Annotated in this window: 16 protein-coding genes; 10 read left to right on the plus strand and 6 right to left on the minus strand. The window is 57.3% G+C overall.

All coding sequences use genetic code 11. The features are described 5' to 3' along the window. The first annotated feature begins 5 nt into the window (after positions 1-5). The 8 genes from DQN55_RS07320 to DQN55_RS07355 all read left to right on the plus strand — a co-directional run bounded on the left by DQN55_RS07320 (position 6) and on the right by DQN55_RS07355 (position 11,568). A complete protein-coding gene (locus DQN55_RS07320; RefSeq protein ID WP_048382454.1) occupies positions 6-710 on the plus strand; it encodes a succinate dehydrogenase iron-sulfur subunit in 705 nt (234 codons plus the stop codon). A 260-nt stretch (positions 711-970) separates the two neighbouring features. Beyond that, the gene (locus tag DQN55_RS07325) at positions 971-3,802 is read left to right on the plus strand and encodes a 2-oxoglutarate dehydrogenase E1 component (RefSeq protein ID WP_048382455.1); all 2,832 of its coding nucleotides are present in this window, start codon (positions 971-973) and stop codon (positions 3,800-3,802) included. A gap of 40 nt (positions 3,803-3,842) precedes the next feature. Next, positions 3,843-5,057 (plus strand): 2-oxoglutarate dehydrogenase complex dihydrolipoyllysine-residue succinyltransferase, encoded by a 1,215-nt coding sequence (gene odhB, locus DQN55_RS07330; RefSeq protein WP_048382456.1) that lies wholly within the window; start codon positions 3,843-3,845, stop codon positions 5,055-5,057. A gap of 168 nt (positions 5,058-5,225) precedes the next feature. Then, positions 5,226-6,662: a dihydrolipoyl dehydrogenase gene (gene lpdA, locus DQN55_RS07335; protein WP_048382457.1), complete on the plus strand. Its 1,437-nt coding sequence runs from the start codon at positions 5,226-5,228 to the stop codon at positions 6,660-6,662. 226 nt (positions 6,663-6,888) lie between these two features. Next, entirely contained in the window at positions 6,889-8,055 is a 1,167-nt protein-coding gene (gene sucC, locus DQN55_RS07340; protein WP_047274270.1) for an ADP-forming succinate--CoA ligase subunit beta, read from the plus strand. Next, on the plus strand, positions 8,055-8,936 hold the full coding sequence (gene sucD / locus DQN55_RS07345) for a succinate--CoA ligase subunit alpha (RefSeq protein ID WP_016780174.1): 882 nt from the start codon (positions 8,055-8,057) through the stop codon (positions 8,934-8,936). Before sucC ends, sucD begins: the two co-directional genes overlap by 1 nt. A 438-nt stretch (positions 8,937-9,374) precedes the next feature. Beyond that, positions 9,375-10,688, plus strand: coding sequence for a branched-chain amino acid transport system II carrier protein (gene brnQ, locus DQN55_RS07350; protein WP_048382458.1), 1,314 nt, complete (start codon positions 9,375-9,377; stop codon positions 10,686-10,688). A 142-nt stretch (positions 10,689-10,830) separates the two neighbouring features. Beyond that, positions 10,831-11,568 carry a DUF599 domain-containing protein gene (locus tag DQN55_RS07355; protein WP_048382459.1) on the plus strand — a complete coding sequence of 246 codons (738 nt, stop codon included), beginning with the start codon at positions 10,831-10,833 and terminating at the stop codon, positions 11,566-11,568. A 93-nt stretch (positions 11,569-11,661) separates the two neighbouring features. On the opposite strand, the gene DQN55_RS07360 is transcribed toward DQN55_RS07355, so the two are convergent. Further along, positions 11,662-11,931 carry a hypothetical protein gene (locus tag DQN55_RS07360; protein ID WP_048382460.1) on the minus strand — a complete coding sequence of 90 codons (270 nt, stop codon included), beginning with the start codon at positions 11,929-11,931 and terminating at the stop codon, positions 11,662-11,664. 371 nt (positions 11,932-12,302) lie between these two features. On the opposite strand from DQN55_RS07360, the gene htpG reads away from it, so the two are divergent. Continuing rightward, a complete protein-coding gene (gene htpG, locus DQN55_RS07365) occupies positions 12,303-14,207 on the plus strand; it encodes a molecular chaperone HtpG (RefSeq protein WP_048382461.1) in 1,905 nt (634 codons plus the stop codon). Positions 14,208-14,267: 60 nt separating this feature from the next. After that, positions 14,268-14,996: a dienelactone hydrolase family protein gene (locus tag DQN55_RS07370; RefSeq protein WP_048382462.1), complete on the plus strand. Its 729-nt coding sequence runs from the start codon at positions 14,268-14,270 to the stop codon at positions 14,994-14,996. 31 nt (positions 14,997-15,027) lie between these two features. On the opposite strand, the gene trhP is transcribed toward DQN55_RS07370, so the two are convergent. The 5 genes from trhP to DQN55_RS07395 form a co-directional block, all read right to left on the minus strand. Beyond that, a complete protein-coding gene (trhP, locus tag DQN55_RS07375; RefSeq protein ID WP_048382463.1) occupies positions 15,028-16,368 on the minus strand; it encodes a prephenate-dependent tRNA uridine(34) hydroxylase TrhP in 1,341 nt (446 codons plus the stop codon). Between the two features lie 68 nt (positions 16,369-16,436). Next, positions 16,437-17,321, minus strand: a complete 885-nt coding sequence (locus DQN55_RS07380; protein WP_048382464.1) for an aldose 1-epimerase — start codon at positions 17,319-17,321, stop codon at positions 16,437-16,439. A gap of 24 nt (positions 17,322-17,345) precedes the next feature. Then, entirely contained in the window at positions 17,346-18,260 is a 915-nt protein-coding gene (locus tag DQN55_RS07385; RefSeq protein WP_048382465.1) for an EamA family transporter, read from the minus strand. Between the two features lie 121 nt (positions 18,261-18,381). Beyond that, entirely contained in the window at positions 18,382-19,662 is a 1,281-nt protein-coding gene (locus tag DQN55_RS07390; RefSeq protein ID WP_048382466.1) for a TRAP transporter large permease, read from the minus strand. Beyond that, entirely contained in the window at positions 19,663-20,190 is a 528-nt protein-coding gene (locus tag DQN55_RS07395) for a TRAP transporter small permease (protein ID WP_048382467.1), read from the minus strand. Positions 20,191-20,249 lie beyond the last annotated feature (59 nt).

The following is a 20,249-nucleotide window of genomic DNA, read 5'->3' on the forward strand; positions in this document are numbered from 1 at the left end:
CCGATATGTTGAAAGTCAGTGTTTATCGCTACAACCCGGATCAGGACGCCGCGCCGTTCATGCAAGAGTTCGAGGTCAATACCAACGGTAAAGACCTGATGGTGCTGGACGTGCTGGCCTTGATCAAAGAGCAGGACGAGGGCTTCTCCTATCGTCGCTCTTGCCGTGAGGGCGTTTGCGGCTCCGACGGCATGAACATCAACGGCAAAAACGGTCTGGCGTGCGTAACGCCGCTGTCCGCTGTTGTTAAAGGCAACAAGCTGATCGTTCGTCCTCTGCCAGGTTTGCCGGTTATCCGTGACCTGGTCGTCGATATGAGCATCTTCTACAAGCAATACGAAAAAGTTAAGCCGTTCCTGCAGAACGATACTCCGGCTCCGGCCATCGAGCGTCTGCAATCGCCAGAAGAGCGTGAAAAGCTCGACGGTCTGTACGAGTGCATCCTGTGCGCTTGCTGCTCGACTTCGTGCCCGTCCTTCTGGTGGAACCCGGACAAGTTCCTGGGCCCTGCTGCACTGCTGCAAGCCTATCGTTTCCTGGCTGACAGCCGTGACACCAGGACCACGGAGCGTCTGGCTTCACTGGATGACCCGTTCAGCGTATTCCGCTGCCGCGGGATCATGAACTGCGTCAACGTGTGTCCGAAGGGCCTGAACCCGACTAAGGCCATCGGTCACGTGCGTAGCATGCTGCTGCAAAGCGGCATTTGATACACAGCTATACCGCAGCATCGCTGTAACCGTAGATACTGCGGCGCAGGCTTCAACCGGCGCCGTGGTTTTAACCTGAGCAACAGCTCATGAAGCTGCGGCTCTTATTTTGAAGAAATGAGACCAGCAGGGGCATCCGGGCTGGTACCCGGACTATCAGCGTGATCCTAAGTGGCTTGTTCTAGTCGCTGTATTCGGACTTTTTCAAGCATGCTCTGGTGTTTTCGCCGATGGTGTCCCCTAACCGAGGGTGACCAAGCATGCAAGAAAGCGTGATGCAGCGCATGTGGAACAGCGGCTATCTTTCAGGTGGTAACGCTGCCTATGTGGAAGAGCTCTATGAGCTCTACCTGCACGACCCTAACGCTGTGCCAGAAGAGTGGCGCACCTACTTTCAGACGTTGCCGAATGACGGCAACTCTGCCATCGATGTTTCGCACTCCACAATCCGCGACCATTTCGTGCTGCTGGCAAAGAACCAGCGCCGCGCCCAACCGGTTTCTGCCGGGAGCGTGAGCAGTGAGCACGAGAAGAAGCAGGTTGAAGTGCTGCGATTGATCCAGGCCTATCGGATGCGCGGCCACCAGGCAGCCCAGCTTGATCCGCTGGGGCTGTGGCAGCGTCCTGCACCTGCAGACCTGTCGATCAATCATTACGGCTTGACCAATGCCGATCTTGATACGACCTTCCGTGCCGGCGACCTGTACATCGGCAAAGAGGAAGCGAGCCTACGCGAAATTCTCGAAGCGTTGCAGCAGACATATTGCCGCACCATTGGCGCAGAGTTCACGCACATCGTCGATTCCGAACAGCGCCACTGGTTTGAACAGCGCCTCGAAAGCGTACGTGGCCGCCCGACCTACTCGGCTGAAGTCAAAGGTCATTTGCTTGAGCGTGTAACTGCCGCAGAAGGCCTGGAAAAGTACCTGGGCACCAAGTACCCGGGCACCAAGCGTTTCGGTCTCGAAGGCGGCGAAAGCCTGATTCCTTTGCTGGACGAACTGATCCAGCGTTCGGGCAACTACGGCACCAAGGAAGTCGTTATCGGCATGGCCCACCGTGGCCGTCTGAACGTCCTGGTGAACACCTTCGGCAAAAACCCGCGCGACCTGTTCGACGAGTTCGAAGGCAAGAAAAAAATCGAGCTGGGTTCGGGTGACGTCAAGTATCACCAGGGCTTCTCCTCCAACGTCATGACCTCCGGTGGTGAAGTTCACCTGGCAATGGCGTTCAACCCTTCCCACCTGGAAATCGTTTCTCCAGTGGTTGAAGGCTCGGTACGCGCTCGTCAGGACCGTCGTAACGACGCGGCGGGCGACAAGGTTCTGCCGATTTCCATCCACGGTGACGCTGCATTCGCAGGTCAGGGCGTGGTGATGGAAACCTTCCAGATGTCGCAGACTCGCGGCTTCAAGACGGGCGGTACGGTTCACCTGGTAATCAACAACCAGGTTGGCTTCACCATCAGCAACCCTGAAGACTCGCGTTCCACCGAGTACTGCACTGACGTTGCGAAAATGATTCAGGCACCGATCCTCCATGTGAATGGTGATGATCCGGAAGCCGTGTTGTTCGTGACCCAGCTGGCAATCGACTACCGCATGCAGTTCAAGCGTGATGTCGTGATCGACCTGTTCTGCTACCGCCGTCGCGGTCACAACGAGGCCGACGAGCCAAACGGTACGCAGCCGTTGATGTATCAGCAAATCGCCAAGCAGCGCACGACCCGTGAACTGTATGCCGAACGTCTGACGCAAGAAAACGTGGTTGACGCAGAACGCGTTCAGGCCAAGATCGACGAGTACCGCAACGCGCTGGACAACGGCCTGCATGTTGTGAAAAGTCTGGTCAAAGAGCCGAACAAAGAGCTGTTCGTTGACTGGCGTCCATACCTGGGCCACGCCTGGACTGCGCGTCACGACACCCGTTTTGATCTGAAAACCCTGCAAGAGCTGTCAGCCAAGCTGCTGGAAATTCCAGAAGGCTTCGTGGTTCAGCGTCAGGTGTCGAAGATCTACGAAGACCGTCAGAAAATGCAAGCCGGCGGCCTGCCGATCAACTGGGGTTATGCCGAGACCATGGCATACGCAACCCTGGCGTTCGAAGGTCACCCGATCCGCATGACCGGTCAGGACATCGGCCGCGGTACGTTCTCGCACCGTCACGCTGTGTTGCACAACCAGAAAGATGCCGGCACCTACATTCCGCTCAAGCACCTGTACGAAGGTCAACCTCGTTTTGACCTGTACGACTCGCTGCTGTCGGAAGAAGCGGTCCTGGCGTTCGAATACGGTTATTCGACCACTACGCCAAATGCCCTGGTTATCTGGGAAGCCCAGTTCGGCGACTTCGCCAACGGCGCCCAGGTTGTAATTGACCAGTTCATCACCAGCGGCGAGCACAAGTGGGGCCGTCTGTGCGGTCTGACCATGTTGCTGCCACACGGTTATGAAGGGCAGGGCCCGGAGCACTCCTCCGCACGTCTTGAGCGTTACCTGCAATTGTGTGCCGAGCACAACATTCAGGTGTGCGTACCAACTACTCCAGCGCAGATCTATCACCTGCTGCGCCGTCAGGTTATCCGTCCGCTGCGCAAGCCGCTGATCGTACTGACGCCGAAGTCGTTGTTGCGTCACAAGTTGGCAGTCTCGACCCTGGAAGATCTGGCCGAAGGTTCGTTCCAGACCGTTATTCCGGAAATCGATGCGCAAGATCCGGCGAAAGTCGAACGCATTGTGCTGTGTAGCGGCAAGGTCTACTACGACCTGTTGGAAAAACGCCGTGCCGAAGGTCGTGATGACATCGCCATCGTGCGTCTTGAGCAGCTGTACCCGTTCCCTGAGGACGACTTGATTGAAGTCCTGGCTCCGTACAAAAACCTCAAACATATCGTTTGGTGTCAGGAAGAGCCGATGAACCAGGGTGCCTGGTACTGCAGCCAGCATCACATGCGCCGCATCATCAGCGGTCACAACAAGTCGCTCGTACTTGAGTACGCCGGCCGTGACGCTTCTGCTGCTCCTGCTTGTGGTTATGCATCGATGCACGCTGAGCAACAGGCAAAACTGTTGCAAGACGCGTTTACTGTTTAACGCCTTCGCGCACTGAAACCGAATTTAAGGAACCACGAACATGGCTATCGAGATCAAAGCCCCTACTTTTCCGGAATCGGTTGCCGATGGCACCGTTGCCACCTGGCACAAGCAACCAGGCGACGCTGTAAAGCGTGACGACCTGATTGTCGACATCGAAACCGACAAGGTGGTACTGGAAGTACTGGCAACTGCCGACGGCGTACTGGGCGCAATCGTCAAGAACGAAGGCGACACCGTTCTGTCCGACGAAGTCCTGGGCTCCATCGTTGAAGGCGGCGCTGCTGCCGCTCCAGCCGCTGCTGCTGCACCGGCTGCACAAGCCGCTGCTCCAGCTGCCGATGGTGAAGACGATCCTGTAGCAGCGCCTGCTGCACGCAAGATTGCTGAAGAGAACGGTATCAACATCGCTTCCGTTGCCGGTACTGGCAAAGGCGGTCGTGTCACCAAGGAAGACGTGGTAGCGGCTGTTGCCGCCAAGAAAGCCGCTCCGGCTGCTGCACCGGCCAAGGCTCCTGCTGCACCGGCTGCACCGGTAATGGCTGCAGGCGACCGCGTTGAGAAGCGTGTTCCAATGACCCGCGTTCGCGCTACCGTGGCCAAGCGCCTGGTAGAAGCTCAATCGAACATGGCGATGCTGACCACGTTCAACGAAGTCGACATGACCGAAATCATGGCGCTGCGTTCGAAGTACAAGGACCTGTTCGAGAAGTCCCACAACGGCGTACGCCTGGGCTTCATGTCCTTCTTCGTGAAAGCCGCTACTGAAGCGCTGAAACGCTTCCCGGCGGTCAACGCTTCGATCGACGGTTCCGACATCGTTTACCACGGTTATGCTGACATCGGCGTTGCCGTATCCAGCGACCGCGGCCTGGTTGTTCCGGTTCTGCGTAACGCCGAGTTGATGAGCCTGGCTGAAATCGAAGGCGGCATCGCTGCTTACGGCAAGAAAGCCCGTGACGGTAAACTGTCGATCGACGAAATGACCGGTGGTACGTTCACGATCACCAACGGTGGTACTTTCGGTTCGATGATGTCGACCCCGATCGTCAACCCGCCGCAAGCAGCTATCCTGGGCATGCACAACATTCTGCAACGCCCAATGGCGATCAACGGGCAAGTTGTTATTCGTCCGATGATGTACCTGGCTCTGTCCTACGATCACCGCTTGATCGACGGCAAAGAAGCTGTAAGTTTCTTGGTAGCAATCAAAAACCTGCTGGAAGACCCAGCTCGTCTGCTGCTTGATATCTGATAGAAGCAGCTGTGTACTTCGAGGGTCAGGTTGCTGCTAACGGCAGTCCGGCCCCGGGGTCCGCATAATAGGAAACAGCTATGAGCCGCAAGTGTGAAGCTGCAAACAATTGCGGTTTGGCTTGTGGCTTACAGCTTGAAGCTGGTAGCTAAAAGAGGACTCTTTTTCATGTCACAGAAATTTGACGTCGTAGTGATTGGCGCTGGCCCTGGCGGCTACGTTGCTGCCATCAAGGCTGCACAACTGGGTCTCACGACTGCTTGCATCGAAAAGTACACTGACAAGGAAGGCAAGCTGGCATTGGGCGGTACTTGCCTGAACGTCGGTTGCATTCCTTCCAAGGCGCTGCTGGACAGCTCCTGGAAATATCACGAAGCCAAGGATGCATTTGCCATCCACGGTATCACCACCGGTGACGTGAAAATGGATGTGGCCGCCATGGTCGGCCGCAAGGCCAACATCGTTAAAGGCCTGACTTCCGGCGTTGCTACGCTGTTCAAGGCCAACGGTGTGACTTCCCTGCAAGGCCACGGCAAACTGCTGGCCGGCAAGAAAGTTGAACTGACCAAGCCGGACGGCAGCGTTGAAATCATCGAAGCCGAGAACGTGATTCTGGCTTCGGGTTCGCGCCCGATCGACATTCCACCGGCTCCAGTAGACAACAACGTGATCGTTGACTCTACCGGCGCTCTGGAATTCCAGTCCGTACCCAAGCGTCTGGGCGTTATCGGCGCTGGCGTAATCGGTCTGGAACTGGGCTCAGTATGGTCCCGTCTGGGCGCTGAAGTAACGGTTCTGGAAGCTCTGGACACGTTCCTGATGGCTGCTGACGCTGCCGTATCCAAGGAAGCCTACAAGACCCTGACCAAACAAGGTCTGGACATCAAGCTGGGCGCTCGTGTGACCGGTTCCAAGGTGAATGGCGAAGAAGTCGTTGTGACCTACACCGATTCCAACGGCGAACAGACCATCACCTTCGACAAGCTGATCGTAGCGGTTGGCCGTCGTCCAGTGACCACTGAACTGCTGGCAGCCGACAGCGGCGTGACCATTGACGAGCGCGGTTTCGTGTTTGTTGACGATCATTGCGCCACCAGCGTACCGGGCGTATTCGCCATCGGTGACGTGGTTCGCGGCATGATGCTGGCGCACAAGGCGTCGGAAGAAGGCATCATGGTTGTCGAGCGCATCAAAGGTCACAAGACCGAGATGAACTACGACCTGATTCCATCGGTTATTTACACTCACCCGGAGATCGCGTGGGTCGGGAAAACCGAACAGGCCTTGAAAGCTGAAGGCGTTGAAGTTAACGTCGGCACCTTCCCGTTCGCAGCCAGTGGCCGTGCCATGGCAGCAAACGACACCGGTGGCTTTGTCAAAGTCATTGCTGATGCTAAATCTGACCGCGTTCTGGGCGTCCACGTGATTGGCCCGAGCGCAGCAGAGCTGGTACAGCAGGGCGCAATCGGTATGGAATTCGGCACCAGTGCCGAGGATCTGGGCATGATGGTTTTCTCCCATCCAACCCTGTCCGAAGCGTTGCATGAAGCAGCGCTGGCAGTGAATGGCGGCGCCATCCACATTGCCAACCGTAAGAAACGTTAAGACCAGACAATAAGAAACCACGGCGGTTTGCCCGTCGTGAGCCTTGCTCGCAAGCCTCACCGCGGAACCTCCGCCGGACGCAGTCTTGTCTTGTTTCAGTCGGGCCTGGCCCCGCAATAGCGGGTGCCAGGTTTGTCGAAGCAGCACAAGCAGCAGTCACAGGTGGTGCGGCACTAATTAAAGTGCAGCGCCGAATGCGCAGTACCTAACGAAGACGGTAAAAAGCATGAATCTTCACGAGTATCAGGGTAAGCAGCTGTTCGCTGAGTACGGCCTGCCAGTATCCAAGGGTTATGCAGTAGATACCCCGGAAGCGGCCGCAGAAGCTTGCGATAAAATCGGCGGAACCGAATGGGTTGTAAAAGCCCAGGTTCACGCAGGTGGTCGTGGTAAAGCGGGCGGCGTTAAGCTGGTTCGCAGCAAAGAAGACGCTAAAGCATTCGCACAACAGTGGTTGGGCAAGCGTCTGGTGACTTACCAGACTGACGCCAATGGTCAGCCGGTCACCAAGATCCTGGTTGAGTCGTGCACTGATATCGCTAAAGAGCTGTACCTGGGCGCTGTCGTTGACCGTTCGAGCCGTCGCATCGTGTTCATGGCTTCCACCGAAGGTGGCGTGGACATCGAGAAAATCGCTCACGACACTCCAGAAAAAATTCTGAAAGCCACTATCGATCCACTGGTTGGCGCACAGCCATTCCAGGGTCGCGAGCTGGCATTCCAGCTGGGTCTGGAAGGCAAGCAGGTTTCCCAGTTCGCCAAGATCTTCGTTGGTCTGGCCAAACTGTTCCAGGACCACGATCTGGCCCTGCTGGAAGTTAACCCGCTGGTTATCAAGACTGACGGCGATCTGCACTGCCTCGATGCGAAAATCAACATCGACGCAAACGCCATGTACCGTCAGCCTAAGCTGAAAACTTTCCACGATCCGTCGCAAGACGATCCGCGCGAAGCGCACGCTGCCCAGTTCGAACTGAACTACGTAGCGCTGGAAGGCAACATCGGTTGCATGGTCAACGGTGCTGGCCTGGCCATGGGTACCATGGACATCGTCAACCTGCATGGCGGCAAGCCAGCCAACTTCCTTGACGTGGGCGGCGGTGCAACCAAAGAACGCGTAACTGAAGCGTTCAAGATCATCCTGTCCGACAGCAATGTCGCTGCAGTATTGGTCAACATCTTCGGCGGCATCGTTCGTTGCGACATGATTGCCGAAGGCATCATCGGTGCAGTGAAAGAAGTCGGCGTGAAAATCCCGGTGGTTGTTCGTCTTGAAGGCAACAACGCTGAACTGGGCGCTAAAGTACTGGCAGAAAGCGGTTTGAACATCATCGCTGCTACCAGCTTGACCGACGCTGCTCAACAAGTTGTTAAAGCTGCGGAGGGCAAGTAATGAGCGTCCTGATCAATAAAGACACCAAGGTTATCTGCCAGGGCATCACTGGTTCGCAGGGTAGCTTCCACACCCAGCAAGCCATCGAATACGGCACCAAGATGGTAGGTGGCGTTACTCCGGGCAAAGGCGGCACCACTCACCTGGACCTGCCTGTTTTCAACACCGTGAAAGAAGCCGTAGCAGCCACTGGCGCAACCGCCAGCGTCATCTACGTTCCAGCTCCTTTCTGCAAGGACTCCATCCTTGAAGCAGCGTTCGGCGGCATCAAGCTGATCGTTTGCATCACTGAAGGCATTCCTACCCTGGACATGCTGGACGCTAAAGTTAAGTGCGACGAGCTGGGTGTTACCCTGATCGGCCCTAACTGCCCAGGCGTTATCACGCCAGGCGAATGCAAGATCGGCATCATGCCAGGTCACATTCACTTGCCAGGCAAAGTAGGCATCGTGTCGCGTTCCGGCACCCTGACTTACGAAGCTGTGAAGCAAACGACTGACGCCGGTTTCGGTCAATCGACTTGCGTTGGTATCGGTGGTGACCCGATCCCGGGCTCCAACTTCATCGACATCCTGAAGTTGTTCCAGGAAGACCCGAAGACCGAAGCGATCGTCATGATCGGTGAGATCGGCGGTTCGGCTGAAGAAGAAGCGGCTGCCTACATCAAGGCAAACGTGACCAAGCCGGTTGTTTCCTACATCGCTGGTGTGACTGCCCCTGCTGGCAAGCGCATGGGCCATGCTGGCGCAATCATCTCTGGCGGCAAGGGCACTGCAGACGAGAAGTTTGCTGCTCTGGAAGACGCAGGCGTTAAAACCGTGCGTTCGCTGGCAGACATCGGCAAGGCTCTGTCCGAGCTGACTGGCTGGGCAATCAAATAAGCCACGCGCTTAACTGATTGTTACGCCAGGCAAAGGCCACCTTCGGGTGGCCTTTGTGCATTCTGGGCAATCGTAATCTGCAACAGCGCGCTGGCTCTCGACAGGAGAGGGCATGGCGTCAGGTAAAACACATTGCCTGAATCGCGCACCCGCCTGTTCCTACACGTTCCATGTACTTCGTTGTAGGAAAACCACAGCAAACCATTTTTCGATGTCATTCAGGCGACAACTACGTGCGTTCATCGGACAGGCTGCCCTGTAACAGTGCGTTGTAGGAAAAAAATCGGTAATCTTGCCGGCATTCTGCATTTCTGCGTGTGCATCCCATAAGGAAGCCACGCGCTAGACGGGTTGGCCCTATTCAGGTCGACAGCATTTCCCACATCCGCACGGGAAATTCCCCTCTAAATTCCGATTCAGTAGTGTGGTATTTCCGTAATGAAAGTATTGAAAGGCCAGGACATCCTGGCGCTTGGGTTTATGACCTTTGCCCTGTTCGTTGGGGCTGGCAACATCATTTTCCCGCCAATCGTTGGCCTGCAGTCCGGACCTCATGTCTGGATGGCCGCATTGGGTTTTCTGGTCACCGCTGTAGGCCTGCCGGTCATCACCGTTATTGCGCTGGCCAAGGTCGGCGGCGGCATGGATGCACTGAGCAGCCCGATCGGCAAATTGGCGGGTGGCATTCTGGCAGCCGTTTGCTACCTGGCTGTCGGCCCGTTGTTCGCCACCCCGCGTACCGCTACCGTTTCGTTTGAAGTCGGTTTGGCCCCGCTGACTGGCGAAAGCCCGCTGGCGCTGTTTTTGTACAGCTCAGTGTATTTCTTGATCGTGTTCTTCGTGTCGCTGTACCCGGGCCGCTTGCTGGATACAGTCGGTCGCTTCCTGGCACCGTTGAAAATCATCGCCCTGGCGATTCTGGGTATTGCCGCGCTCGTCTTGCCTGCCGGTGATATCGGTGTTGCGACCCCGGAATATGCAGCTGCACCGTTCTCACAGGGCTTTATCAATGGTTACCTGACCATGGATACCCTGGGCGCGCTGGTGTTCGGGATTGTGATTGTTAACGCCATTCGCTCCCGTGGCGTCGAATCTCCGAAGCTGATCACGCGCTACGCGATCATTGCCGGTCTGATCGCGGGTGTGGGTCTGGCGCTGGTCTACCTCAGTCTGTTCCGCCTGGGTTCGGGCAGCCATGAAGTTGCCGCCGGTGCTACCAATGGTGCTGCGGTATTGCACGCGTATGTTCAGTACACCTTCGGTTCGCTGGGCAGCGGCTTCCTGGCCGTGTTGATTGCCCTGGCTTGCCTGGTGACCGCGGTAGGTCTGACCTGCGCTTGTGCGGAGTACTTCAGCAAGATATTGCCACTGTCCTACAAGACTCTGGTGGTGATTCTGGCAGTGTTCTCGCTGGTGGTGTCGAACCTCGGCTTGACCAAGTTGATTGCGTTCTCCATTCCGCTGCTGACGGCAATCTATCCGCCCTGCATCGTGCTGGTGGCCTTGAGCTTCTGCAAAGGCCTGTGGCATGCACAGGCCCGGATTGTCGGCCCGGTGATGCTGGTGTCGTTCATCTTCGGTTCGATCGATGCGCTGAAAGGCGCGGGCTTTGGCGATTCGATTCCTGCCGTGCTGGCGAACATGCCGTTCAGTGAGCAAGGTCTGGCATGGCTGGTGCCTTCGCTCATCACCTTGCTCGGTGCGGTGGTCTGCGACCGTCTGCTGGGCAAACGCCAGGAAGCACTGGCGTAATGATTCGGCGCGCCAAAAGCGCGCCTTGAGTCACTCGAAAAGCCCTGTATCAATTAGATACAGGGCTTTTTTTATGGGCGTGTCTTTTTGCCCGTTAAAGCGTCGAAGATGGGTGCGTACCTTTCAGGCTTCGGGAAAACCCATGTCATTCATCCACGCTAACTTGATCCACCTTCTGGCGGCCCTGTGGTTCGTCATATGCTGGGGCGGCTATACCCGCTATGCGACCTGGAAAGGCCGCGATACCGCTTGCCTGGCCAGTGTGCTGCACCTGTATCGCAAAGACTGGATGCGCCGGATGTTGCTGCGCGACAACCGCATTGCCGATGCCAGTGTGATCGGTAACCTGGAGCGCAATGCATCGTTCTTTGCCTCAAGCACCCTGATTATCCTGGCGGGGATATTGACCGTGCTCGGTGCTTCCGAGCGCGCAGTGTCGTTGCTGGCGGACATTCCCATGGTGCAGCAGGCATCGCAGGGCATGTCGGAAATCAAGTTGTTGTGCCTGGCGCTGGTGTTTGTCTACGCGTTTTTCACGTTTAGTTGGTGTATGCGCCAATACAACTTTGCGGCGATTCTGATCGGATCTGCACCGATGATTGGTGAGCGTGATGTGACTGAGCAGGAACGCAAGGCATTTGCATTAAGGGCGGCGAAAGTCATATCAATGGCGGCCAACCAGTTCAACTTCGGGTTGCGCTCTTATTACTTCGGCATGACCATGCTTGCCTGGTTTGTGAGCCCCTGGTTATTCATGTTGATGAGTGCCGGGGTCGTAGTTGTGTTGTACCGACGCGAGTTTCATTCCGATGTATTGGCGGTGATGGTCTTTACCCCGACAGATGCGCCATTGCCTGATCCGTCCCGGGAAGCACCTTAATCAAAAAGTTAACCTGTTGCGGGTGAATCGTTAAATCCCGGACAAAATAAAGCCCGCGCAAGGCGGGCTTTATTATGCGACTCAAAAAGCCTGTTACTTGCTTTCTGGAGTGGCCGCAGGTGCAGCAGGGGTAGCCGGTGCTGCTTCTTCAACTGCTGCTTCGTTCGATTCTGCCTGGGCTTTAGCCGCGTCAGCGTTCTCTTTGGCAGCGTCGTTTACTTTGTCTTGTGCTTCAGACATCTTTTCTTGAGCTTGCTCAGCGTGTTGAGCAGCGTCCTGGGCTTTATCTTCGGATTTTTTGTCGCAAGCAGCGAGACCGAGGGAAGCAGCCAACATCAAGGCAACAGCGAAAGTATTACGCATGGGGTGTATCTCCTTATTGATATATCTACTGGCCGTTTGAGCACAGGCTGGCAGTTTAAGTTCCATAGGCGTGCAGATATATAAACGGTGCGTCACCGGCGAGATCGACACCGCACACAAAATTCACGTCACGACCCCGGACAGAGGCTTCGCTTAATAACTGAAAAGCTCAGTTCAGAGGGCTCAAGGAGCATAGTTTAATTTGTGCGCCAAAGGCAGTGTCATCTTGCGTGGGGCCCCGGCTTAAAGAGAAAGCTGTGACGTAGATCCGCTGGGCCTTGAAATTTGAAGCGCGGGCCCCAACTTTGATGACATCCCGCCGCTAACCCTCTAGGGCGTGGCTCATGCCATCTGATCGGAGTTTGATAACAATGAGCGTGGAAACTCAAAAGGAAACCCTGGGCTTCCAGACCGAGGTCAAGCAACTGCTGCACCTCATGATCCATTCGCTGTACTCCAACAAGGAAATCTTCCTTCGCGAATTGATCTCTAACGCCTCTGACGCTGTCGACAAATTACGCTTTGAAGCGCTATCCAGGCCAGAATTGCTTGAAGGCGGCAGCGAGCTGAAAATTCGTGTGAGCTTTGACAAGGCCGCCAATACCGTCACGCTTGAAGACAACGGTATCGGCATGAACCGCGATGACGTCATCACCCACTTGGGGACGATTGCCAAGTCCGGTACGGCCGATTTCATGAAAAACCTGTCGGGCGACCAGAAAAAAGATTCGCACCTGATCGGTCAATTCGGGGTGGGCTTCTATTCCGCCTTTATCGTGGCCGACAAGGTTGACGTGTTCAGCCGCCGTGCCGGCACCCCGGCAAGTGAAGGCGTGCATTGGTCTTCCAAGGGGGAGGGCGAGTTTGAAGTCGCCACCGTCGAGAAAGCCGAGCGCGGTACCAAAATTGTTCTGCACCTGAAGTCGGGCGACGAAGAGTTCGCTGACGGCTGGCGCCTGCGCAACATTATCAAAAAGTACTCCGACCACATTGCCTTGCCGATCGAGCTGCCTAAAGAACAGACCGTGGCCGAAGGCGAAGAGGCGCCCGCGCTGGAATGGGAAACCGTCAACCGCGCCAGTGCCCTGTGGACCCGTCCGCGCACTGAAGTGAAGGACGAGGAATACCAGGAGTTCTACAAACACATCGCCCACGACTTCGAGAACCCGCTGGCCTGGAGCCACAACAAGGTTGAAGGCAAGCTGGAATACAGCTCGTTGCTCTACGTACCGGCCCGTGCGCCGTTCGACCTTTACCAGCGTGAAGCACCCAAAGGTTTGAAGCTGTATGTGCAGCGTGTATTCGTCATGGATCAGGCCGAATCGTTCCTGCCGTTGTACCTGCGTTTCATCAAAGGTGTAATCGACTCCAACGACCTGTCGTTGAACGTGTCGCGTGAAATCCTGCAGAAAGACCCGATTATCGACTCGATGAAGTCGGCGCTGACCAAGCGTGTCCTCGACATGCTGGAGAAACTGGCGAAGAACGAGCCTGAGAAATACCAGGGCTTCTGGAAGAACTTTGGCCAGGTCATGAAAGAAGGCCCGGCTGAAGACTTCGCCAACAAGGAAAAAATCGCCGGCCTGCTGCGTTTTGCGTCCACTCACGAAGACGGTGGCGAGCAAGTGGTTTCCCTGGCTCAGTACCTTGAGCGTGCGAAAGAAGGCCAGGACAAGATTTACTACCTGACCGGCGAAACCTACGCCCAGGTGAAAAACAGCCCGCATCTCGAAGTCTTCCGCAAGAAAGGCATCGAAGTGCTGCTGCTCACCGATCGCATCGACGAGTGGCTCATGAGCTACCTCAGCGATTTCGACGGCAAGACATTTGTCGACGTGGCACGCGGTGACCTCGACCTGGGCAATCTGGACTCCGAAGAGGACAAAAAAGCCGCAGAAGAAGTCGCCAAGGCTAAAGAAGGCCTGGTTGAGCGTATCAAAACGGCACTGGGCGAAAGCGTCAGCGAAGTGCGGGTATCGCACCGTTTGACCGACTCGCCAGCCATTCTGGCTATTGGTGAGCAGGACCTGGGCATGCAAATGCGTCAGATTCTTGAGGCCAGCGGCCAGAAAGTACCGGATTCGAAGCCGATCTTTGAATTCAATCCAGCCCATCCGCTGATTGAAAAACTCGATGCGGAGCACAGCGAAGAGCGTTTTGGCGATCTGTCGCACATTCTCTTCGATCAGGCTGCCCTTGCAGCCGGTGACAGCTTGAAGGACCCGGCGGCGTATGTCCGTCGTCTGAACAAGCTGTTGGTTGAGTTGTCGGTGTAACAACGCTATAAAAAACCCGCTTCGGCGGGTTTTTTTTTGTTCTGAACTCAGGAGTTTTTCATGAAATCCATTACGGTCACTTCTGTGGCGTATCAAATCGATGGCCAACCCTACGAAGGCCGCCTGGCGTTTGACCCGAGCCGCGAAGATCCGTTGCCGGGCCTGTTGATGGCCCCCAACTGGATGGGCATCAGCGATGGCGCTGAAGAGATCGCCAAATCCGTGGCAGAACAAGGCTACGTGGTGCTTATTGCCGACTTGTATGGCCAGGCTACCCGCCCGGCCAATGCGGACGAGGCGGGCGCAGCGATGATGCCGCTCAAGAATGACCGCGCCTTGTTGCGCAAGCGCATGTGGGCGGCCTATGACATGCTGAAAAATCAGGGGCTGGCCCAGGTCGATAGCAATAAGCTGGCGACCTTTGGTTTCTGCTTTGGCGGTTGCTGTTCGCTGGAGCTGGTGCGCAGCGGCGCGCCGCTGAAAGCGACCATATCGTTCCACGGCACACTCGATACCCCCAACCCGGTCGATGCGCAGAGCATCAAAGGGGCGGTGCTGGTGTTGCACGGGGCGTCTGATCCTTTGGTGCCAAGCGAGCAGCTACCGGCGTTTGAAGCCGAGATGAATGCTGCTGGCGTGGATTGGCAACTGACCAGCTATGGCGGCGCGGTGCATTCGTTCACCGATCCCCACGCCAACGTCCCCGGCAAGATGATGTATGACGCTAAAACCGCCAGCCGAGCGTTTATGGCCATGCATAATCTGCTGGATGAAGTGTTCAGGGACTGATCTTGCCAGTGCAGCAGGTCCGAAGCAGCGCTCACAGCGAACGCTGCATGACCTCGCTCACCTTCAAGTCCCGCATCAGCAATCCGTAGCTCAAGTTCACTTGCTCGGGGATGGGCAGGTACACCGTATGACCATCACCCGGCGCGATCTGGATCGGTAGCCCGACGCTGTTGTGCAAGCGGTCAAGGTCGAAGTGATAGTTGCCTTGCGGTGTCATCAGCTCCAGATGGTCATCCAGGGCAAAGCGGTTTTTGACTTTGACTTCTGCCAGGCCGTTACGCCGCTCGCCCGTCAGTTCACCGACAAATTGCTGGCGCTGCGACAGAGAGCTGCCATGCAGGTAGTTCTGATATTCATCATGGACATGGCGCCGCAAAAAGCCTTCGGTGTAGCCGCGCTGGGCCAGAGATTCCAGATCCGTCATCAGGCTGCGATCGAACGCGTGACCTGCGAGGGCATCGTCAATCGCTTTGCGATACACCTGGGTCGTGCGTGCGCAGTAGAAGTGCGATTTGGTCCGTCCTTCGATTTTCAGTGAGTGAACACCCATTTCGATCAGTCGTGCAACGTGCTGCACGGCACGCAAATCCTTGGAGTTCATGATGTAGGTGCCGTGTTCGTCTTCGAACGCGGGCATGGGCTCATCCGGGCGCCCGGACTCATGCAGCACAAATACCTCATTGCTGGGTGTGCCCGCCCCGAGTGTGGGTTCAACCACATTGACGATATTGCCCAGTTCGTTTTCCGTGCCCGGTCTGGCCTCGTACTTCCAGCGGCAGGCATTGGTGCAGCTGCCCTGATTGGCGTCGCGCTTGTTCATGTAACCGGACAGCAGGCAGCGACCGGAGTACGCCATGCACAGCGCACCATGCACGAAAACCTCCAATTCCATGCCAGGCACTTGCTGACGAATTTCTTCGATCTCTTCCAGTGACAGCTCGCGCGACAGGATGATCCGGCTCAGGCCTTGCTGGCGCCAAAACTCGACGCTGGCCCAGTTCACCGTATTGGCCTGAACCGACAAATGGATCGGCATGTCCGGGAAGTGGCTGCGCACCAGCATGATCAGGCCCGGGTCGGACATGATCAGCGCATCGGGGGCCATGGCAATGATGGGCTGCAGATCCTTGAGGAACGTGCGCAGCTTGGCGTTGTGCGGGGCAATGTTGACCACTACGTAAAAGCGTTTTCCCTGTGCTTGCGCCTCGGCGATACCAATGGCCAGGTTGTCGTGGTCGAATTCGTTATTGCGCACTCGCAGGCTGTAGCGGGGTTGGCCGGCATAGACGGCGTCAGCCCCATAGGCAAAGGCGTAGCGCATGTTTTTCAAGGTGCCGGCAGGGGCGAGGAGTTCGGGCGGGGCAAGGCGCATAGTCAGATCGTTCGTAAAAAGGCGCGATCCTAGACGAGCCTGCCCACGGAGCCATTGATCTGGGTCTACTAATCGCGAGCTTGTGACAGGGCGCGATAACGCAGGCTGAAACTCATGCGTGCGGATTGCCCCTCGTGCAGTAATTGCAAGCCCGGCCGGCCGGGCAGGTGGTGCGCGTTGACCGGGTGGCTGACCGGCTCGAAACAGAAAAAATCCTCTTTCGGCGGGCAATATACCAGGTAGTACGGGCTGCCCGTGGCTCGACATTCCAGCGTGTAACCCAGATCTGGCTGGCTGATCAGCGCACAGCCATCCCATTCGGTAAAGCAGTTGTCCAGACGTGCCTCAGGCAAGTTGCCGGCGTGGTTGAAGTCCCATTCAGCCGGAATGGGCACCCGCTGCGTGGGCAGCCCGGCGTCATCGCACAGCCAGACGTGTTCGGCTTGTGCCTGTAACCGGGTACGCGCGGTGCGTGGCAGGTAAGGGTGCAGGCCCAGGCCATGCCAGGCGGCCTGGGCGTCCTGATGGGTGACCTCAAGCTCGATGCTCAGTTGGCCATCGCTCAAGCTGTAGCGCAGTTGCGCACGGTAGGCGAAGGGCAGTCGGCTCTCCAGTTGCAGGCAGGCATGCCGGTCGCTGTGCTCCATCACGTGCCAGGCTTGTTGCCAGGCACTGCCATGGATGGGCAAAGGCCCGGGAGGGTTGTTGGGCAGCAAGGCGAACCAGTGCTGCGGCCCGTCAAAACCGCCAGCCCCGATGCGATTCGACCACGGCACCAGCGGGAAGCAGGCCAATTGGTTGGCCTGCCCCTTGTCCAGGGCTCCGGCCTTGCTGGGGCGCAATAACGGGTGGCCGCTGGCAATGACGCGCCAGTCCAGGATGCTGCCGCCGATCTGCGGGGCCAGGGTCAGGCGGGTCAGTCCGTCTTCGAGGGTCAATAGGCTTGTGTTCATGGGACTCCACTGCCAAGGGGCAGATTAATCAGCGGCACGCCGCCAGGTCAGTAACACAATCCCGGTTACGACGATCAGGCCGCCGATGATTTGCCCGCTGCTGAGTACCTGGTCCAGGATCAGCCAGCCAAACATCAGGCTTGCCACCGGTTCAACGTTCATGACGGGTGCGTTGCGGGCCATGTTCAGGCGCGGCAGGCAAATGAACAGCAGGCAGAACCCCAGCCCATAGAGCGCCACCAGGCAGCCCAGGGCGATCCAGCCGGTCGACGAGCCGGGCAGCGACACACCGCCCGGCATGACGCCGCTGGTGCCTGCCAGCGCGGCGGCGCAAAACACAATGATCATCGTCAGCATGCTGCGTACGCTGCCCCGGACACTCGACAGCTTGTGATCAGTGATCCAGAGCGCACAGGCAAAGACCGAGGCCGCGGCGAAGCCGAAGGCGATACCTTCCCCCCATTGCGCTTCAGTGCTGCCTTGACTGGACAGGCGCTCAGGTACGTCCAGGGCAAAGACCAGGCCGCACATGATCAGGCCCATGAGCAAGGCGGCACGCCGACTCGGGGCAGCACCGCCCAGAGCCCAGGTCAGCAGCACCAGAAGGATGGGTGCCACGTTGGCAATCAGTAGGGCCAGTGCCACTGGAATCCGTGCCACGGCGGAATAAATGAAAAAACTCTGAGCCGCGATGAGCAGCCCGAGGAGTAATTGCCAGCGCCATTGACTGGGCGTTAGTCGCGGGCGTTCACGTTGCCACAGCACCAGGCTGGTAAGCACCAGCAAGGTCACTCCGGCGCGGCACAGTATCGCCAGCAGCAAGCCGGTGTCATGGTCGAAGGCAATTCGGGCGGCAATATGGTTACCGGCGAAGGCGCAGGCCAGCAGCACGAGAATCAATACCGCGATGTGGCGGGGGAACAAGGCAGGAGCAGACATAAGTAACCAGCCTCCTTGGCTGGACAGAATCGGTAACCTTGCGGCCGCTGCCGAAGGTGCGATGGGGGACGCGTGTCTCTCATCGCAGCCTTCGGCAGCGGCTACAGGGTTGAAGTGCTTCTTACAGCACGATGCTTGGCAGCCACAGCGAGATGGCCGGAACGTAGGTCACCAGGATCAGCACCATCAACAGCGCGGCATAGAACGGCAGCAAGGCTTTGACGGTGTTTTCGATCGTGACTTTACCCACTGCCGCGCCGACGAACAGGACGGCGCCTACCGGCGGTGTGATGAGGCCTATCCCCAGGTTGACCAGCATGATCATCCCGAAATGCACCGGGTCGACGCCGATGCCGATGATCACGGGCAGCAGGATCGGCGTCAGGATCAGGATCAGCGGCGCCATGTCCATCACGGTACCCAGCAGCAGCAACATGACGTTGATGCACATCAGGATCACGTAGCGGTTATCCGACAGTGTCAGGAACGCAGTGGTGATCTTCATCGGGATTTCCATCAGCGTCAGGATGTAGCCGAAGCTGGCGGCGAAACCGATCAGAATCATCACGATGGAAATGGTACGTACCGCCCGGTGCATCAACTTGGGCAGGTCGCGCCATTTGTAGTCACGGTAGATGAACATGGTGACGAAGAATGACCACAGCACCGCGATGGCGGCTGACTCGGTGGCGGTGAAAATGCCCGACAGAATGCCGCCGAGGATGATGACCATGGCCATCATGCCCCAGAGCGCTTCACCGGCGATTTTCAGGGCCGTGCGCAGGGGAATGACTTCGCCCTTGGGATAGTTGCGTTTGCGCGCAAAGATCATGCACAGGCCCATCATCACGGCACTGAGCAGCAACCCGGGCAAGATCCCGGCCATGAACAGCGAAGCGATCGATACTGTACCGCCGGCTGCCAGCGAGTAGAGCACCGAGTTATGGCTTGGCGGGGTCAGCAAGGCTTGCACCGAGCCGCTGACCGTCACCGCCGTGGAGAACTCACGGGGATAACCGGCACGCTCCATTTCCGGGATGAGCACCGAGCCGACCGATGCCGTGTCCGCCACCGACGAGCCGGAGATTGCGCCGAAGAAGGTTGAGGCCACGATGTTCACCAGTGACAGACCGCCGCGCACGAAGCCCACCAGTACCCCGGCGAACGCCACCAGCCTGCGTGACATGCCACCTTCGGCCATGATTGCACCCGCCAGGACGAAGAAAGGTATCGCCAGCAGAGAGAACTTGTTCACGCCACCGGCGACCTGGATCATCAGGGCATCGAACGGAATATCGATCCACCAGGCCCCGATCAGTGCCGAGAGGCCCAGCGCGTAGGCAACCGGCATGCCGATAAGGATCAGGGCGATAAAGCTGCCCAACAGTACGAAAGCGTCCATTTATACGGCCTCTTCGCTGGCTTCTACGATGTCGAACCGCACAACGCGGCGGTGGCTTTGGTCACCCAGGAAGAGTTTTTCCAGGACGAAGATCAGGGTTACCAGACCGCCGACCGGGATCGGCAGATAAGAAATCCCTACCCGCAAGGACGGCATTTCACCGACAAATTGATTCCAGGTCGTGGCGCAGAGCTTGAAGCCCTTGACGGTCATGAACAGGCAGACGATTACCATCAGAATCTGTACCAGCACCGCAGCCACTTTGCGCACCTGCTCAGGCATGCGTTCCACGGCCATCGACACGGCCATGTGGGCGCCGGCTCGGTAGCTGGCGGCGGCACCAAAAAAGGTGAAGACCACCATCAACAGAATGGCGGTGGGTTCCGGCCAACTGGAACCGCTGCCCAGTACATAACGGGCAAAGATGCCCCACGGAATGATCAGGGTCATGGTCAGTACCGACAACCCGGCGATCCCGATACAGACCTTGTAAAGCATGTCATTGAAGCGCAGCACGGTATTTTTCATGGGGCTCACCACTGCGGCGGCAAACGGGCTTGCGCCCGCCACCGCGGCGTAATCGGACT

The sequence above is a fragment of the Pseudomonas taetrolens genome (assembly GCF_900475285.1).
In the GTDB taxonomy this organism is placed as follows: domain Bacteria; phylum Pseudomonadota; class Gammaproteobacteria; order Pseudomonadales; family Pseudomonadaceae; genus Aquipseudomonas; species Aquipseudomonas taetrolens.

Excerpts from the sequence above, each read along its gene's own strand:
- DQN55_RS07390 (WP_048382466.1), bottom strand. The coding sequence starts at position 19,662 with ATGGACGCTTTCGTACTGTTGGGCAGCTTTATCGCCCTGATCCTTATC.
- DQN55_RS07380 (WP_048382464.1), bottom strand. The coding sequence starts at position 17,321 with ATGAACACAAGCCTATTGACCCTCGAAGACGGACTGACCCGCCTGACC.
- sucD (WP_016780174.1), top strand. The coding sequence starts at position 8,055 with ATGAGCGTCCTGATCAATAAAGACACCAAGGTTATCTGCCAGGGCATC.
- DQN55_RS07355 (WP_048382459.1), top strand. The coding sequence starts at position 10,831 with ATGTCATTCATCCACGCTAACTTGATCCACCTTCTGGCGGCCCTGTGG.
- DQN55_RS07370 (WP_048382462.1), top strand. The coding sequence starts at position 14,268 with ATGAAATCCATTACGGTCACTTCTGTGGCGTATCAAATCGATGGCCAA.
- DQN55_RS07325 (WP_048382455.1), top strand. The coding sequence starts at position 971 with ATGCAAGAAAGCGTGATGCAGCGCATGTGGAACAGCGGCTATCTTTCA.
- trhP (WP_048382463.1), bottom strand. The coding sequence starts at position 16,368 with ATGCGCCTTGCCCCGCCCGAACTCCTCGCCCCTGCCGGCACCTTGAAA.
- DQN55_RS07385 (WP_048382465.1), bottom strand. The coding sequence starts at position 18,260 with ATGTCTGCTCCTGCCTTGTTCCCCCGCCACATCGCGGTATTGATTCTC.
- DQN55_RS07395 (WP_048382467.1), bottom strand. The coding sequence starts at position 20,190 with ATGAAAAATACCGTGCTGCGCTTCAATGACATGCTTTACAAGGTCTGT.
- odhB (WP_048382456.1), top strand. The coding sequence starts at position 3,843 with ATGGCTATCGAGATCAAAGCCCCTACTTTTCCGGAATCGGTTGCCGAT.
- brnQ (WP_048382458.1), top strand. The coding sequence starts at position 9,375 with ATGAAAGTATTGAAAGGCCAGGACATCCTGGCGCTTGGGTTTATGACC.
- sucC (WP_047274270.1), top strand. The coding sequence starts at position 6,889 with ATGAATCTTCACGAGTATCAGGGTAAGCAGCTGTTCGCTGAGTACGGC.
- DQN55_RS07360 (WP_048382460.1), bottom strand. The coding sequence starts at position 11,931 with ATGCGTAATACTTTCGCTGTTGCCTTGATGTTGGCTGCTTCCCTCGGT.
- DQN55_RS07320 (WP_048382454.1), top strand. The coding sequence starts at position 6 with ATGTTGAAAGTCAGTGTTTATCGCTACAACCCGGATCAGGACGCCGCG.
- htpG (WP_048382461.1), top strand. The coding sequence starts at position 12,303 with ATGAGCGTGGAAACTCAAAAGGAAACCCTGGGCTTCCAGACCGAGGTC.
- lpdA (WP_048382457.1), top strand. The coding sequence starts at position 5,226 with ATGTCACAGAAATTTGACGTCGTAGTGATTGGCGCTGGCCCTGGCGGC.